Annotated in this window: 13 protein-coding genes and 2 pseudogenes; 8 read left to right on the top strand and 7 right to left on the bottom strand. The window is 61.1% G+C overall.

The annotated features are described in order from the left end of the window. Nucleotides 1-58 precede the first annotated feature (58 nt). Both JKA62_RS18395 and JKA62_RS18390 read left to right on the top strand, forming a co-directional pair. Nucleotides 59-473: pseudogene (locus JKA62_RS18395) on the top strand (isochorismatase family protein). 138 nt (nucleotides 474-611) lie between these two features. Next, a complete protein-coding gene (locus JKA62_RS18390; protein WP_011332370.1) occupies nucleotides 612-980 on the top strand; it encodes a DUF6124 family protein in 369 nt (122 codons plus the stop codon). A gap of 95 nt (nucleotides 981-1,075) precedes the next feature. Here the strand turns inward: JKA62_RS18390 and JKA62_RS18385 are convergent, their stop codons facing one another. Further along, a complete protein-coding gene (locus JKA62_RS18385) occupies nucleotides 1,076-1,654 on the bottom strand; it encodes a GNAT family N-acetyltransferase (RefSeq protein WP_064382604.1) in 579 nt (192 codons plus the stop codon). Nucleotides 1,655-1,797: 143 nt separating this feature from the next. Between JKA62_RS18385 and rimJ the strand changes: the two genes are divergently transcribed. Next, nucleotides 1,798-2,385, top strand: a complete 588-nt coding sequence (gene rimJ, locus JKA62_RS18380) for a ribosomal protein S5-alanine N-acetyltransferase (RefSeq protein WP_201818939.1) — start codon at nucleotides 1,798-1,800, stop codon at nucleotides 2,383-2,385. Between the two features lie 68 nt (nucleotides 2,386-2,453). Then, complete coding sequence (locus JKA62_RS18375; protein ID WP_201818937.1) at nucleotides 2,454-3,887, top strand: ArnT family glycosyltransferase; 1,434 nt, start codon at nucleotides 2,454-2,456, stop codon at nucleotides 3,885-3,887. Nucleotides 3,888-3,951: 64 nt separating this feature from the next. On the opposite strand, the gene JKA62_RS18370 is transcribed toward JKA62_RS18375, so the two are convergent. Together JKA62_RS18370 and JKA62_RS18365 are read right to left on the bottom strand one after the other, a co-directional pair. Next, the gene (locus tag JKA62_RS18370; protein ID WP_201818935.1) at nucleotides 3,952-4,773 is read right to left on the bottom strand and encodes a phosphatase PAP2 family protein; all 822 of its coding nucleotides are present in this window, start codon (nucleotides 4,771-4,773) and stop codon (nucleotides 3,952-3,954) included. Next, nucleotides 4,770-5,441: a histidine phosphatase family protein gene (locus tag JKA62_RS18365; RefSeq protein ID WP_201818933.1), complete on the bottom strand. Its 672-nt coding sequence runs from the start codon at nucleotides 5,439-5,441 to the stop codon at nucleotides 4,770-4,772. The genes JKA62_RS18370 and JKA62_RS18365 overlap by 4 nt, the downstream gene beginning before the upstream one ends. Between JKA62_RS18365 and JKA62_RS29255 the strand changes: the two are divergent. From JKA62_RS29255 to gliR, 4 genes and pseudogenes are all read left to right on the top strand, one after another. Beyond that, nucleotides 5,335-6,747: pseudogene (locus JKA62_RS29255) on the top strand (methyl-accepting chemotaxis protein); the annotation flags it as partial. The gene JKA62_RS18365 and the pseudogene JKA62_RS29255 overlap by 107 nt on opposite strands. Then, nucleotides 6,742-7,605, top strand: coding sequence for a methyl-accepting chemotaxis protein (locus JKA62_RS29250; protein WP_371857340.1), 864 nt, complete (start codon nucleotides 6,742-6,744; stop codon nucleotides 7,603-7,605). The pseudogene JKA62_RS29255 and the gene JKA62_RS29250, both read left to right, overlap by 6 nt. A 472-nt stretch (nucleotides 7,606-8,077) precedes the next feature. Continuing rightward, complete coding sequence (locus tag JKA62_RS18355; protein WP_201818931.1) at nucleotides 8,078-8,461, top strand: DUF6124 family protein; 384 nt, start codon at nucleotides 8,078-8,080, stop codon at nucleotides 8,459-8,461. A gap of 239 nt (nucleotides 8,462-8,700) precedes the next feature. Beyond that, entirely contained in the window at nucleotides 8,701-9,732 is a 1,032-nt protein-coding gene (gliR, locus tag JKA62_RS18350) for an AraC family transcriptional regulator GliR (RefSeq protein WP_201818929.1), read from the top strand. A gap of 206 nt (nucleotides 9,733-9,938) precedes the next feature. Here the strand turns inward: gliR and JKA62_RS18345 are convergent, their stop codons facing one another. The 4 genes from JKA62_RS18345 to JKA62_RS18330 form a co-directional block, all read right to left on the bottom strand. Continuing rightward, on the bottom strand, nucleotides 9,939-10,307 hold the full coding sequence (locus JKA62_RS18345; protein WP_011332360.1) for a glyoxalase superfamily protein: 369 nt from the start codon (nucleotides 10,305-10,307) through the stop codon (nucleotides 9,939-9,941). Nucleotides 10,308-10,424: 117 nt separating this feature from the next. Further along, complete coding sequence (locus JKA62_RS18340) at nucleotides 10,425-11,882, bottom strand: D-aminoacylase (RefSeq protein ID WP_201818928.1); 1,458 nt, start codon at nucleotides 11,880-11,882, stop codon at nucleotides 10,425-10,427. Between the two features lies 1 nt (nucleotide 11,883). Further along, complete coding sequence (locus JKA62_RS18335) at nucleotides 11,884-12,744, bottom strand: MurR/RpiR family transcriptional regulator (RefSeq protein ID WP_007953817.1); 861 nt, start codon at nucleotides 12,742-12,744, stop codon at nucleotides 11,884-11,886. A 15-nt stretch (nucleotides 12,745-12,759) separates the two neighbouring features. Continuing rightward, nucleotides 12,760-14,109 carry a GntP family permease gene (locus JKA62_RS18330; protein ID WP_201818925.1) on the bottom strand — a complete coding sequence of 450 codons (1,350 nt, stop codon included), beginning with the start codon at nucleotides 14,107-14,109 and terminating at the stop codon, nucleotides 12,760-12,762. Between the last annotated feature and the right edge of the window lie 235 nt (nucleotides 14,110-14,344).

Raw genomic sequence — 14,344 nt, 5'->3', positions numbered from 1 at the left:
CCCAGTGCGGGCCTTGTCGCATCTGGAGATTCATCCCGGGAACCTCATACGCTAGGCACTGCTGATCATCGATGTCCAACCCTGTTTCTCCCCACCGCAATGGCTGGTCGACGGCATTCAATCGCTCATCGGCAACTGCCCAGCGTCGCCACGGTCGAGCGCCATGACGAGAGCCTGATCGCCGCAGACCGCATCTTCATCAAATACGCTACGCCCCGTCCCCGGACACGATCGAATACCTGAAAAGCCTGAACCTGGATCGCGTGCTGGTCTGCGGCCTGCAAACCGAAACTTGCTGCCTCGCTGCCGGGTTTGCGTTGTTCGATGCCGGCTTGCAGCCGACGTTGCTCACGGATCTGACGGTGGGCTCGTCGCTGGATCGCTCGGGCGGGTTGGGTGTGCGGTTATGGGAACATCACTTCAAGCACACGCTGACGTCGAGTGAACTTCACTCCTGTCTGCAGGCGTCCTAGGAAATTTCCCGCAACCCGCGTCGACTTTCATGAACTGGTTCAAGATGCTTCCAAACGCTAGTCTTCGCGCTCCGCTGCAACCCGGCAGATGGTTTACCAAAGGGATTCGCCGGGAGCCTGAACCCATGGAGCCTCGTCATGAAAAAAGACACCCCAAGCCTGCCTGATCAAACACCGCCTCACGAGTCTGAATCGAAAGAACCCGCTGTGCTTGCCCAGCCTCAGGAGTACGTGAGAAAGCCGCGTCGCACCCTGCCGTTCAACGAGATTTTCTCCGTGCGCACCGACGTGGATACGGCCACTCTGTTGACCCATGCCTGCGAAACGCTGGCGGCGCTCAACATGATGACGGCGAACATCGCCGATGATTTCACAGGCTCTCAGCGCAGCCGGTTACTGGCGATCCGGCAGCTGTCGATCATGACTGAAATGCTGGTCAATCGGGCCGTGGAGAACCTTGATCCGGTGAATCTGGTGCCTCGTACGACGGCGCCTGTCGTGCACTGAAAAACGACCGCTCGTCGATGACGCAAGTCGTTCATCGACATGAACTTTTCTTCACCCCGGCGGCGGTGATGGCCGTGTACATTGGCCTCGCTCATTCAAGAAACTACGGTTCGCCCGCGCTCCTGCGGGCTTTTTTTCGCCTGCGTTTTGCCTGGCAGGCGATAGACGCAGGTGTCTTGCTCACCGTGCCGTTCCGATTGTCGGGCCCCTGGGTGGATCCTGATCAACACAAACCCGACAGCCTCGGCCAGACGCCGGCTTCGCGCATTGGCAGAGGACGCCGTCAGGTAAAAGGTGAATTCAGGAAGGTTGTTGAGCAGGTGCGTGAGGGCGGCGCGCATGTAGCCCTTGCCCGATTGCTCGGTGTTGGCCCAATAACCCACGACGTAGCGGTTGCGCGAGCGGGGTTTCAGCCCGATGCAACCGATCAGCGCTTGCCCGTCCTCGGTCACGATCAGCCATCGTCGCTCGCCGGTTTCACTGTTGAACTCTTTTCGGGCCTTCAGCAGGAACTCGAGCGCCTGCTCCGCGTTGGTGTACTCACGCGGCCAGGGCAGAAATTCCGAATGATCGAGGTAGCTGGCGTTCAGAGCCTGCTGAAACAACGAATAAAACGCCGGATCCGCCGGTATCAGTCGCAGCGACTGCTCCCCCGCCTTGAATGCCCATTCCATCATGTCCTCCTTGAACGACGCATCTCATAACCGGATGTGAAGTGAATCAGGAAAATTTATAGTGCTCCGCGTTCGGCGATCCAGTTGTGTTTTCCGTCCGGCCGGACAATTCTGTCTATCACTTCATGCTTCCGGAGCACCCGATGCCGCTGCTGACCCTGCCCTGTCAACGCTTGACGCTCGCGGTGCTCGACCCGGATCAGGCGTCTCTGGAAAGCGCGTTCTACCAGCGCAATCAACGTCACCTCGCGCCGTGGTCACCGATCCGCACCACCGACTATTTCTCCACGGAACAGATCCGCCGACGCCTTGAAATACAGGCCAGCGCCTTCGAAGCAGGGCTGGCGGTGCATATGGCGTTGCTGACCCCGGATGGCGAGCAGATGATCGGGGCCTGCAATTTCAGCGGGATCATTCGCGGTGCGTTTCAGGCGTGTTATCTGGGTTATCACATCGACGAGGCGCATCAGGGCAAGGGGTTGATGCAGGAAGCGCTGGAGGCGGCCATCGCCTACATGTTCGACACCCAGAACCTGCACCGGATCATGGCCAACTACATTCCCGGCAATGAGCGCAGCGCCCGGTTGCTGGAGCGCCTCGGGTTCGAGCGTGAAGGCTATGCCAAGGCGTATCTGAACATTGCCGGGCGCTGGCAGGATCATGTACTGACGGCGCGGGTAAATCCGCGTTTCGAAACGCCGGAGCAGCGCTGGTCACGACCGCTGTCCTGACGTTCACAAATTATTAAGGAATGGCCGCGTAAGCTCGGGTTTCCGCTCACTTCCGGTTGCCTGAACCCATGTCGCGTGCCACCTCTTCCCTGCTTCTGCTTGCAGCCCTGCTGTTCTTTTTCGCCCTCGGCAGCCATCAACTGCAAGGCTCCACCGAGGCCCGGGTGGCGGGCATTGCGATGGAGATGCACCTGGACAACGACTGGGTGACGCCGCGCCTGTTCGGCGAGCCCTTTCTGGAAAAACCGCCCCTGAGTCTGTGGCTGGATGCCGGCGCCCTGCGGGTTTTCGGTGTCTCGCCCTGGGCGGTGCGACTGGCGTCGGCGGTGGCCGGGTTGCTCAGCGTGATGCTGCTGTACGCCATGTTGCGGCGCTTCGAACGCCCGAAGGCCATCGCCTGGACGGCGGGGGTTCTGCTGGCGACCATGGCCAGTTACTGGAGCAACGTGCGCGGGGTCGGCGAGGATGCGTTGCTCGCCCTCGGCGTGACCATGGCACTGTTGGCGTTCTTCCAGGCGCAGCGAGCATCGACTCCAGGCAATTCGTTGCTATTTGTAGCCGGGATCGCCATCGCTACGCTGAGCAAAGGCGTGCTCGGTCTGGCGATGCCGGGGGTGGTGATTTTCGCTTTTCTGCTGGCCGACAATCTGATGGACAAGCGCTTCAAGCTGACGGACTGGCTGCGTCCGGGCTTGCTGACCCTTGTCGGTCTGATCCCGCTGATGATCTGGCTTGCCGTGCTCTATCAGCGCGGCGGCGTCCAGGCGGTCAGCGAAGTGCTGCTGACCAACAGCGTGGGACGTTTCAGCGGATCGTTCGTCGAAGCCGGGCACTACGAGCCGTTTTACTACTACCTCGCCAAGCTGCCGCAGGCGTTCCTGCCCTGGAACATTCTGGTGTATCTGGGCCTTTGGCATTTTCGCAAGGAGCTGAAGGCCAACCGTTACCTGCTGTTTTTCAGCCTGTGGATCATCGCGCAGTTCATCCTGCTGACCCTGGCCTCGAGCAAACGCACGGTGTACCTGATGTCGATGACACCCGCAGCGGCAGTGATCGCAGCGGAATATGCGGGCGTGCTGTTCGACAGGTTGAAGGATCACAAGAATGGTTTTGTCGGACGCATCGCCCGCCATCGTCAGACAGTGGCGGCGGGGATACTGGCGGTGGTCATCGCCAGCTACCTTGGCGCCGCGCAATGGGCACTGCCGAACGCCGATAAACACCTGTCGTTCCTGCCGCTGACCGAACACATTCAGGCCCTGCAGGCGAGCGGCAATCAGGTCGCACTGTTTCAAGCCAACGAACGGGTCGGCGGCGCCAGCGTGTTCTATACCCGGAGCGTCCTCAAGGGCCTGGACACCGACGCGCAGCTACGGGAATTTCTCAGCGCATCGCCCTCGCACATCGCCGTGATGTCGGGAGACAGCGAACCCGCCGCCCCGCTGAAAGTCCACAAGACCATGATGGTCGGGCGCCAGGCGTATTACTTCGTAGGCTATTGAAACCACAACAGCACAAACGAAAAACCCGCCGGTGATGGCGGGTTTTTCATTCAGCGGCGAGGCCTCAGAGAGAAACCTCAGGCTGTGCGCCGAACACCTTCCGCTCACGCTTGCTCAACATCGGCAATTCCAGACGAGCCCGCCCGTAAAACGCCAGCGCCGTCAGCAAACACGCCAGCCACACGAAGATCCCGGCCCAGAATGTGTGGGACATGTAGTGCCAGCCCTGTAGGACTCGCGTAGTGCCGTAGACAAAACCGAGCAGCAGCGAGCCCCACAACAACGCGCTGGAGAAACGCCACTGGTAACGACGCGCCACGAAATACAACGCCAGCATGGTGAAACCACCGGAGGCATGGCCGCCCGGCCAGCAACGACCTTCGCCCGCTTCGTGGAACAGCTGGAAATTGTTGTACCACTCGATGTGCGGCATCTTCCCGCCGTACAGCGTGGTTTCGATCGGGCAGTAGACGCTGGTGTGCGCCTTGAGGAAATGGATCACCCCGGTGCAGACCGCGAAAGCCACCACCACGAACAGAAAATCCCTACGGTGCTCGGCGGCAAAGCGCAGCACCGGCGCGACTTTGCAGCGCTCGATAAACCCGCCCAGACGCGGATGCTTTTGCGGTTTCACCAGCGGCCAGACCAACGACAGCATGGCGCCGATCAAGGCAATTTCCGCCGTCCAGTTCGGAATGATCCGCGCCCACTTGTGGGTCAGTTTTTCAAAAAAGTGAATCTTGTCGAGCGGAAAGGTGTGGGTCAGTGGATCGAACAGCAGATTGCTGAACGCGATGTCGATGTTGGTCATGTCGAACATCAGAAAAACCACGGCTGCGCAGAGCAGCGGGATGCCGAAGTTGTAAGCGTAAAAGCGTGATTTCATTGGGTAGTCACCGTGCGCCAGTCGGAGGCTTCAATGAAGCCGAGCATTTGTGGGGCCGCCGGGCTGGCGGCAGAAACAAACAGCGATGCGCCGTACCCGAGGGTCGAGGCCGGCACCTTGAGGTCTTTTTCCAGCTGCGCCATGCATTCGCTGTGGGTCACCAGAATCAGGTTGCGTCCCGGGACCTTGTGCGCGAGCGCGTCCTGCAGCATCCGGCCCTTGCAACTGATCAGCCAGTCTTCGCCGGTCGCCGCCTTGTTGAACATGTAGCCGGCGGTCTGCACCGTGCGCATCATCGGGCTGTTGTAGACGTCGGCCTTGTCCAGGCCCAACTGCTCGAACTGCGCGCCCACGCTCACCGCGACACTGCGCGAACGATCGGTGATGCCATCGTGGCCGCTCAGGCACGCCGCTTTCGAGTGGTCGCAGCGCTCGACGTGGCGCACCAGCACGATGATTTCGCCCTTGTTCCAGCCCTCCTTCAGCGCCTGCGCCCCGGCCACATTGCCGTGGGCAAGGTCCGGCACCGCCGCCGGGGCGAGCAGCCAGAGGGTCAGCGGAATGACCAGCACCGAGGCCGCCAATACCACCCAGGTGTTTCGAAAACGGGCCAGACCGCTCAGATCAATCGAGCGCTTGACGCCGAACAGACTCAGTCGCAATTCCACAAAAAGCCGCCATCACGTGTCATTCGATGCGGCGAGGTTAAAGAGCGCGGCGTGGGCAGCCAGTGAAACCCATGTGAAAAAAGTCTTGGAGGCGCTTGTTACAAATTCCGTAGGACAAAAACCTTTCAGCTCTCGGATTTGCGGCCGATACAGTCCTGCTTACACCCTTGCTGGCGCAAAAAAACAACAATCTTCCAGCCTGACCGACGATCAAGACGCACAACGTTTTTCTGGAGGATTTTTGATGAATAGCTGGTTCGGCAACATCAGCGTGAACCTGAAACTGGGGCTCGGATTCGGCCTCGTCCTGGCCCTGACCTGCATCCTGGCGCTCACTGGCTGGACCAGCCTGGGCGGCCTGATTGACCGCAGCAACTGGATGAGCGACATCACCCAGCTCAACGCTGGCCTGACCAAACTGCGCGTGGTGCGCCTGCAATACATGCTGACCAACGGCGACGAAACCGCCGCGCAGAACGTGCAGACCACCCTCGACGGGTTCGCCGCCCAACAGCAGAAGCTGATAAGCAGCTTCAAGAGCCCGGAAAACGTCAAACTGCTCAAGGAGCAGGCGGCGACCATCGCCGAATACCAGACGTCCCTGAACAAAATGCGTAACGCCTACCGCACCGGCAACACGGCGCGCGACTCGATGGCCACCAGTGCCGCGACGGCTTACGGCCTGATCGAAGCGCTGAGCAACCGCGTTCAGCAAATGCCGCTGAGCGATGAACGTTTCGAGCAGTTCCAGGCCGTCACCGCCGCCAAGGAAGCGTTCATCCTGGCGCGCTACGAAGTGCGTGGCTACACCGCCACCGCCAACGCCGAGACCGAGCAGAAAGCCGTCGGCCAACTGGACGTGGCCATCGCCAGCCTCAAGCCACTGAACACGCATTTCGCCAGCACCCAACAGGACGCCCTGCGTCAGCTGGAAACCGCACTGACCAACTACCGCAGCGCCTTGCAGGCGTTCAAGAACGCCAACACCGATGCGGTGCAGGCGCGCAAGGAAATGACCGATCAGGGCGCGACCATCGTGACCCTGAGCGAGCAGTTGTATCAGATCCAGCTCGATCGCCGTGATGCAGAAAGCGCCCAGGCCCGCACCCTGCAACTGATCAGCACCCTGCTGGCGTTGCTGGTCGGCATTATCGCTGCCTTCATCATCACCCGTCAGATCACCCGTCCGCTGCAGGAAACCATGGCTGTGGTCGACCGCATCGCCAGCGGCGACCTGAGCCACAACGTGATCGTCACCCGCCGCGACGAACTCGGCGTGCTGCAACAAGGCATCGCGCGCATGGGCGTGACCCTGCGCGACCTGATCAGCGGCATCCGCGACGGCGTGACCCAGATCGCCAGCGCCGCCGAAGAACTGTCGGCCGTGACCGAACAGACCAGCGCCGGCGTGAACAGCCAGAAGGTCGAGACCGATCAGGTCGCCACCGCCATGCACGAAATGACTGCCACCGTGCAGGAAGTCGCGCGCAACGCCGAAGAAGCCTCGCAAGCTGCAGCCGCCGCTGACGGCGAAGCCCGCGAAGGCGACAAAGTGGTGAACGAAGCCATCGCCCAGATCGAGCGTCTGGCCAGCGAAGTGGTGCGTTCCACCGAAGCCATGAGCGTGCTGCAACAGGAAAGCGACAAGATCGGCAGCGTCATGGACGTGATCAAGGCTGTGGCCGAACAGACCAACCTGCTGGCCCTCAACGCTGCCATCGAAGCCGCCCGTGCCGGTGAAGCCGGTCGCGGTTTTGCCGTGGTTGCCGACGAAGTCCGTGGCCTGGCCCAGCGCACGCAGAAATCCACCGAGGAAATCGAAGGCCTGGTGGCCGGTCTGCAGAACGGCACGCAGCAAGTGGCCGCCGTGATGAACAACAGCCGCGCCCTGACCGACAGCAGCGTGGCCCTGACCCGCAAGGCCGGCGACTCGCTGGAAAACATCACCCGCACGGTGTCGAACATCCAGTCGATGAACCAGCAGATCGCCGCAGCCGCCGAACAGCAGAGCGCCGTGGCTGAAGAAATCAGCCGCAGCATCATCAACGTCCGTGACGTGTCGGAACAGACCGCGGCGGCGAGTGATGAGACCGCCAAATCCAGCGTTGAACTGGCGCGGTTGGGTGGGCAGTTGCAGCAGATGGTGAGCCACTTCCGCGTGTAAACCCTGCACACGAAAACCGAAGTACAAAGAAGGGCAGCTGAAAAGCTGCCCTTCTTTTTTGCCCGGAAATTGCCATTTTCAGGAATTGGATGACGCGCTCGGAAACGCAATTACACACGGTTGGCGATGGGTGTTTAAGGACACGCCGTGATACGTCCCGAAGCCCACAAAACCTTGCGCCGTTGCCTACGGCTACGCCAGAATCCGCCGGCTTGTGCGCCTTGGGCTGGCTGCGTAATTTGATTGCGTCACTGATTTCCAGTGATCGAGCTTAGCGGCTCGGAATGTCCCCCAACGGTTGCACATGTCGAATCCAGTCAGGCGCAAGCCTGCACTTGATGGTGGCTGTGCGCATGGCACCTTCGGGTGCGCCGGGTTTTGGGTGACTTACCGGTCCGCTAACTTGCGCACAGCTGCCACCCTTTTGCTTAGCGGCGAAAAGGTGCGGCCTCAACCAAGAGGTAAATCACCCATGTTCAAGGTAACGCCAAACCCACCGCTCACCGAACCCACAACCCTCCCGGATCCAACATCCCCCTACGAATGCCCCGGCTCGAAACGCTTCAACGAAGCCGCCGAACGCGCCCTCAATTATCATCTGGGCCCCATCACCGCCCACATCATGGCCGCGCCCTACAAACCCAACACTCTCTATCAGACTCACCCCGAAGCCGACACCGAATCCCTGCTGGTGGACGCCAGCGAATCCCTCGGCTCCGCCACCGTCATGCTCAACAATCATGTAGCGCTGGTCGAGGGCAGCCACCGCAAGACCCTGCAAGGCATCGCCCAGATCGTGATGATCGCCGAACTGGCTGTTAACCGGGCGCTGGACAAGGTTGTGCCGACGGATTGATGCGGGAGGTGGCGAGTGCGGTGCACTCGCCGCTTCTTCTTGATCGCTCAATGAAAAAGCCCGCAGGACGCGGGCTTTGTCACAAAGACTTAAGGCTTGTCTCGCTCAAATTCTCCAAGGGCTGATCACCTCACCCCCCAACGTCGCGCAAGCGTCAGCCATTTACTTTATTCGCGGATTCAAATTACCTTTCAGAGCGCTCATCCGCCCACGGCGGCCTCGATCAAGAGGATTCGGTCATGCAATCGCTCGGCTTCACCTCCGTTCCGCCGCTGCTCAAGTACCTGCGCCATGCCGAACATCTGGGCCTGGCCATCGAGCCTGCGTTGGCGGCGGCCGGGTTGCAGGCGCAGCAGTTGAGCGACAACAGCCTGCGCTTGCCGGGTGAAACCCATGAGCGGTTGCTCGATTACTTTTGCGAACACTCGGGCGATCCGCTGTTCGGCCTCAACGCGGCGAATTTCGTCCTGCCCAACTCGTGGAGCGTGCTGGGTTACATCACCATGAATTGCGCGACATTGGGCGATGCCATGAGCCGCATCATGCCGTTCGAAAAACTGGTGGGCGACATGGGTGTCAGCCGCGCCGAGGTACACGACAGCCACGTACACCTGATCTGGAGCTGTCGCTTTGAGCGCCCGCGGATTCGCCGGCATCTGGTGGAAAACGTGCTTGGCTCCTGGCTGCAATACGCACGCTGGATCGCCGATACCCGACTGTCGCCCGCCGCAGTGTGGCTGGAACACTCACTCCCGGCGGGCACGACGCTGGCGCAGTACGAACAGTTTTTTGAATGCCCGGTACTGTTCGATCAGGCGTATTCAGCGCTGATCGTGCCGTTGCCGTATTTGCAGTTGCCGTTGCGCCAGGCCGATGCACATTTGCTGCGCACCCTGGAAGAGCACGCGCAGAGTTTGATGGCGACCCTGGAGGATGCGTCGCTGGAGCAGCGGGTCAAAAGCATCCTGCGCCAGTTGCTCAAGGAAGGCCTGCCGCGCAAGGAACAAGTGGCCGAACATCTCACCGTGTCGGTACGCACGCTGCAACGTCAGTTGCATCAGGCCGGCACCTCGTATCAGCAGATTCTCGATGAACTGCGCCAGGAACTGGCCGAGCATTACCTGCTCAACAGCACCCTGCCGATTCAGGACATCGCCCAGTATCTGGGCTTCAGCGAATCACGCTCCTTTCACCGCGCCTTCAAGAGCCGACGCGGGATGCCGCCCGGTGAGTTTCGGCAGACTCACCGGGTTAGTGGTGGTGGCGAGTAAGAGTACGGCTCACAGCAGTCCCCTCACCCCAGCCCTCTCCCGGAGGGAGAGGGAGCCGACCGCAATATGCTCATGATCTACGCCGACCTGAAAAAGCTTCTGTGAATCCATAATCGCCACGATCTTTCAGGTCGATGTATGGCTACAGACACCTCGGTCAGTCCCCTCTCCCTCCGGGAGAGGGTTAGGGTGAGGGGGCTTTGAGCTCAGAGGCTGATCGCGTTGGTGAACACCAGACGATTGCCGAACGGGTCGGCGATGGTCATGTCCTGGCTGCCCCACGGCATGGCCTGAATCTGTGGATGCGAAAACTTGTATTCCTTGGCCAGCAACTGCTGCTGAAACGCCTCCAGTTCATCGGTCTCGATCCGCAGGGCCGAACCCGGTGTTGCATCGCCGTGGTGTTCGGACAAATGCAGCACGCACTCGCCGCGCGAGACCTGCAGGTACAACGGGAAACCGGGTTCGAAACGATGCTGCCAATCGATCTTGAAGCCGAGGAAGTCGACGTAGAATTCCACGGCCTTGGCTTCATCGAAAATCCGCAGGATCGGGGTGGTTTTGCCGAAGCTCATGGGTTGCTCCCTGACTGATTGGCCCCAGAGTGTAGCCGGGGTGGATGTCAGCAATTCGGCTTGGTGATGGCTTTCTTTAATTGCAATGTGCCATCACCGTGACGCAGTCAGCAAAATTCAACGAAAGCCGTCGCGCAGATCGCCCTGGCGCGCCAGGAACCGCCCTGCTGTTTGCCCGTTGGCCCGGCCGTCGCGATAACTCAACACACCATTGATCCACACCCCGTCGATGCCTTGCGCGGCACGTTGCGGGTCGTTGAAATCCGCCACGTCACGCACGGTCGCCGGGTCGAACAACACCAGATCTGCCCAGTGTCCTTCACGAATCTCGCCCCTTTCCTTCAGGCCGAATCGCGCGGCCGACAGACCGGTCATCTTGTGCACGGCGGTGTGCAGCGGAAACAAGCCGACATCACGACTGAAATGTCCGAGCACCCTTGGGAAAGCACCCCACAAACGCGGGTGCGGGAACGGGTCTTCCGGCAGACCATCGGAGCCGACCATCGACAGCGGATGAGCGAGGATCCGGCGCACGTCGTTCTCGTCCATGCCGTAATACACCGCGCCCGCCGGTTGCAGGCGTTTGGCGGCGTCGAGCAACGACAGGTTCCATTCGGCAGCGATGTCCATCAGGTCGCGACCGCCCATTTCCGGATGCGGCGTCGACCAGGTGATGGTGATGCGGTGGGCGTCGGTGACCTGCTTCAGGTCCAGGGTCGAAGAACTCGCCGCATACGGGTAGCAATCGCAGCCGACCGGGTGAGTTTTCGCCGCGGCTTCCAGCGAGGCGAGCAACTGCGGACTGCGGCCCCAGTTACCGGCGCCGGCACATTTGAGGTGGGAAATGATCACCGGCGATCGGGCGTGGCGTCCGATACGGAAGGCCTCGTCCATTGCTTCCAGCACCGGTTCGAATTCACTGCGCAGGTGGGTGGTGTACACCGCGCCAAATGCATTCAATTCTTCGGTCAATTGCATGACTTCGTCGGTGGATGCCGAGAACGCGCTCGCATAGGCCAGACCTGTGGATAACCCAAGGGCGCCCGCCTCCAGGCTTTCACGCAACTGCTCGCGCATCGCGCTGATTTCATCGTCGGTCGCGGTGCGAAACAGATCATCCAGATGATTGCTGCGCAGCGCCGTATGCCCGACCAGCGCCGCCACGTTCAACGTGGGATTGGCCGCTTCCACCGCTGCGCGGTAGTCGCTGAAACGTGGATAGACGAACGCTGCCGCCGAGCCGAGCAGGTTCATCGGATCCGGCGGATCGCCGCGCAAGCTGACCGGCGCCGCACTGATCCCGCAGTTGCCGACAATCACCGTGGTCACGCCCTGGCTGAGCTTGGGCAGCATCTGCGGCTGGCGGATCACCACGGTGTCGTCGTGGGTGTGCACGTCGATGAAACCCGGCGCCAGCACACGGCCGGCGGCGTCGATGTCCTCGCTGGCGCGGGCCTCGTGCAAGTCGCCGATCTGCGCGATGCGGCCGTCGAGGATCGCCACGTCGGCGGCGTAACCGGGGCTGTTGCTGCCGTCGATGACCAGGGCGTTGCGAATCAGCGTGTCGTACAGCATGTCAGTCTCCCAGCGGCAGGTGATCGTCGCCGCCACGGTATTCGTCGAGGGCGAGTTTGATCCGCCGCAGACGTTCTTGATTGTCTTCAGGATTGGCCAGCGCAAGCTCGGTGGCCAGCACGTCGATGGCGAGCAGCATGCCGTAGCGCGCCGCCGTCGGTTTATAGATGAACGAGGTTTCGGCGCCTTGCAGCGGCAGGACGATGTCGGCCAGTTCCGCCAGCGGCGAGTCGGCGCGGGTGATGGCGAGAATCCGTGCGCCGTAGTTGCGCGCCAGCGCCACGGTCTCCAGCAACTCCGGGGTAATGCCGGTCAGCGAACAGACGATCACCACCTGCTCGGCGCTGAGGCTGGCGGCGGTGACGCGCATCATCACCGCATCGTGGCACACCGCAATCGGGTAGCCGAGGCGCACCAGTCGCACTTGCAACTCATCGCTGCACAGGGTCGAGCAACCGCCGATGCCGAAGGCGTGGATCATCCGCGCCTGGCCCAGCAGTTTCACCGCATCGGCGAAGCGCGATTCATCGAACGCCGCCAGATGCTGACGCAGGGTGGTTTCGATATCGCCGACGATCTGCCCGTAAAACGCCGACTGCTCGGGCGTGCCCGCCGGGTCGAGGAAACGGCTGCCGACGCCGCTGGCCTGGGCCAGTTGCAGGCGCAGATCGCGCAGGTCGCGGCAACCGACGGTGCGGGCGAAGCGCGACAGCGTGGCGGTGCTGACTTCGGCCCGCTGCGCCAGCTCTTCGAGGCTGGCGGAGGCGGCAAATCCTACGTCGTCGAGCATCAGACGGGCGATGCGTCCTTCACCGGCGCTGAAGGAATCCTGACGGGCGCGGATCTGATAAAGGATGTCCATGGCGGATAACTCCGACTACAGCAGGTAAGAAAGACCGACGGTCAGGGCGAAAGCGACAACCGAGATCAGGGTTTCCAGCACCGTCCAGGTCTTGAACGTCTGGGCCACCGTCATGTTGAAGTATTCCTTGATCAACCAGAAGCCGCCGTCGTTGACGTGGGAAAAGATAACCGAGCCCGCGCCGGTCGCCAGCACCAGCAGTTCCGGGTGGGGATAACCCAGACCGATGGCCACTGGCGCGACCACGCCGGAAGCCGTGGTCATCGCGACCGTGGCCGAACCGGTGGCGATGCGCATCAACGCGGCGAACAGCCAGCCCATGATCAGCGGCGACAAATGAAATTCGTGAGCGAGGCCGACGATCTGATCGGTGACGCCGGCGTCCACCAGAATCCGGTTCAGACCGCCACCGGCGCCCACCAGCAAGGTGATGCTGGCGGTCGGTGCCAGGCATTCGTTGGTGAATTTGAGGATCGATTCGCGGTTGAAACCCTGGGCAATGCCGAGGGTCCAGAAACTCAACAGCGTCGCCAGCAACAGCGCGATCACCGAGTTGCCGATGAACAACAGGAACTGATTGAAAGCGCTGCCCGGCGTGGCAATCAGGTTGGCCCAGCCGCCGATCAACATCAGCACCACCGGCAACAGAATGGTCGCCATGGTGATGCCGAAACCCGGCAGGCTGTCGCGGGGTTCGCGTTCGAGAAATTGTTTTTCCAGCGGGTTATCCGCCGGCAACTGAATGCGCGGCACGATGAATTTGGCGTACAGGGGGCCGGCAATGATCGCCGTCGGAATGCCGATGGCAATCGCATACAGCAAGGTCTGCCCGACCGACGCCTGATAAGCCTGCACCGCCAGCATCGCCGCCGGATGAGGCGGCACCAGCGCATGCACCACCGACAGACCCGCGACCATCGGCAAACCGACCATCAGGATCGACACGCCAACCCGCCGCGCCACGGTAAAGGCAATCGGCACCAGCAACACGAAACCGACTTCGAAAAACAGCGGCAGCCCCACCAGAAACGCAATGCACACCATCGCCCAGTGCGCGTTCTTCTCGCCGAAGCGCTCGATCAGCGTGCGTGCCATCTGCTCGGCGCCACCGGACTCGGCCATCATCTTGCCGAGCATCGTCCCCAGCGCCACCACCAGCGCAATGTGCCCCAGCGTCTTGCCTACCCCGGCCTCATACGCCCCCACCACGCCGGACGGCGGCATCCCCGCCACCAGCGCCAGGCCAATGGAAATCAGGGTGATGACAATGAACGGATTGAGCCGGTAACGGGCGATCAGAACGATCAGGGCGATGATGGCAACGGCGGCGTACACCAGCAGCCAATAGCCGAAGGACGGTGTCATGCGGTACTCCTCGAAAGGGTCACGTTCGAATGGGTTGTGAAACTCATAAATCATTTCGAGATCGAGTTTTCAAACCCAGTGAAAGTAATTTTCGTGGAGGGATAAGGGTTGTCGTTTTTGGATATGTCTTGTCGCGAATAATGAAAATCGCGGGGTGGGATTTTCATAATCCTCGGGCACAAAAAAACCGGTGAAAACAAGCAAGCTTGCTTCCACCGGTCTCGGGAACGTCGCC

Source organism: Pseudomonas sp. B7, assembly GCF_016735645.1.
GTDB classification, from domain to species: Bacteria; Pseudomonadota; Gammaproteobacteria; order Pseudomonadales; family Pseudomonadaceae; genus Aquipseudomonas; species Aquipseudomonas glycinae.
This window is presented reverse-complemented; position numbering and strand designations above follow the sequence as displayed.

Bases quoted from the DNA above. Each gene is read 5' to 3' on its own strand.
- JKA62_RS18390 (WP_011332370.1), top strand. From the start codon at position 612: ATGAAAAAAGACACCCCAAGCCTGCCTGATCAAACACCGCCTCACGAG.
- JKA62_RS18385 (WP_064382604.1), bottom strand. From the start codon at position 1,654: ATGGAATGGGCATTCAAGGCGGGGGAGCAGTCGCTGCGACTGATACCG.
- rimJ (WP_201818939.1), top strand. From the start codon at position 1,798: ATGCCGCTGCTGACCCTGCCCTGTCAACGCTTGACGCTCGCGGTGCTC.
- JKA62_RS18375 (WP_201818937.1), top strand. From the start codon at position 2,454: ATGTCGCGTGCCACCTCTTCCCTGCTTCTGCTTGCAGCCCTGCTGTTC.
- JKA62_RS18370 (WP_201818935.1), bottom strand. From the start codon at position 4,773: ATGAAATCACGCTTTTACGCTTACAACTTCGGCATCCCGCTGCTCTGC.
- JKA62_RS29250 (WP_371857340.1), top strand. From the start codon at position 6,742: ATGGGCGTGACCCTGCGCGACCTGATCAGCGGCATCCGCGACGGCGTG.
- JKA62_RS18355 (WP_201818931.1), top strand. From the start codon at position 8,078: ATGTTCAAGGTAACGCCAAACCCACCGCTCACCGAACCCACAACCCTC.
- gliR (WP_201818929.1), top strand. From the start codon at position 8,701: ATGCAATCGCTCGGCTTCACCTCCGTTCCGCCGCTGCTCAAGTACCTG.
- JKA62_RS18345 (WP_011332360.1), bottom strand. From the start codon at position 10,307: ATGAGCTTCGGCAAAACCACCCCGATCCTGCGGATTTTCGATGAAGCC.
- JKA62_RS18340 (WP_201818928.1), bottom strand. From the start codon at position 11,882: ATGCTGTACGACACGCTGATTCGCAACGCCCTGGTCATCGACGGCAGC.
- JKA62_RS18335 (WP_007953817.1), bottom strand. From the start codon at position 12,744: ATGGACATCCTTTATCAGATCCGCGCCCGTCAGGATTCCTTCAGCGCC.
- JKA62_RS18330 (WP_201818925.1), bottom strand. From the start codon at position 14,109: ATGACACCGTCCTTCGGCTATTGGCTGCTGGTGTACGCCGCCGTTGCC.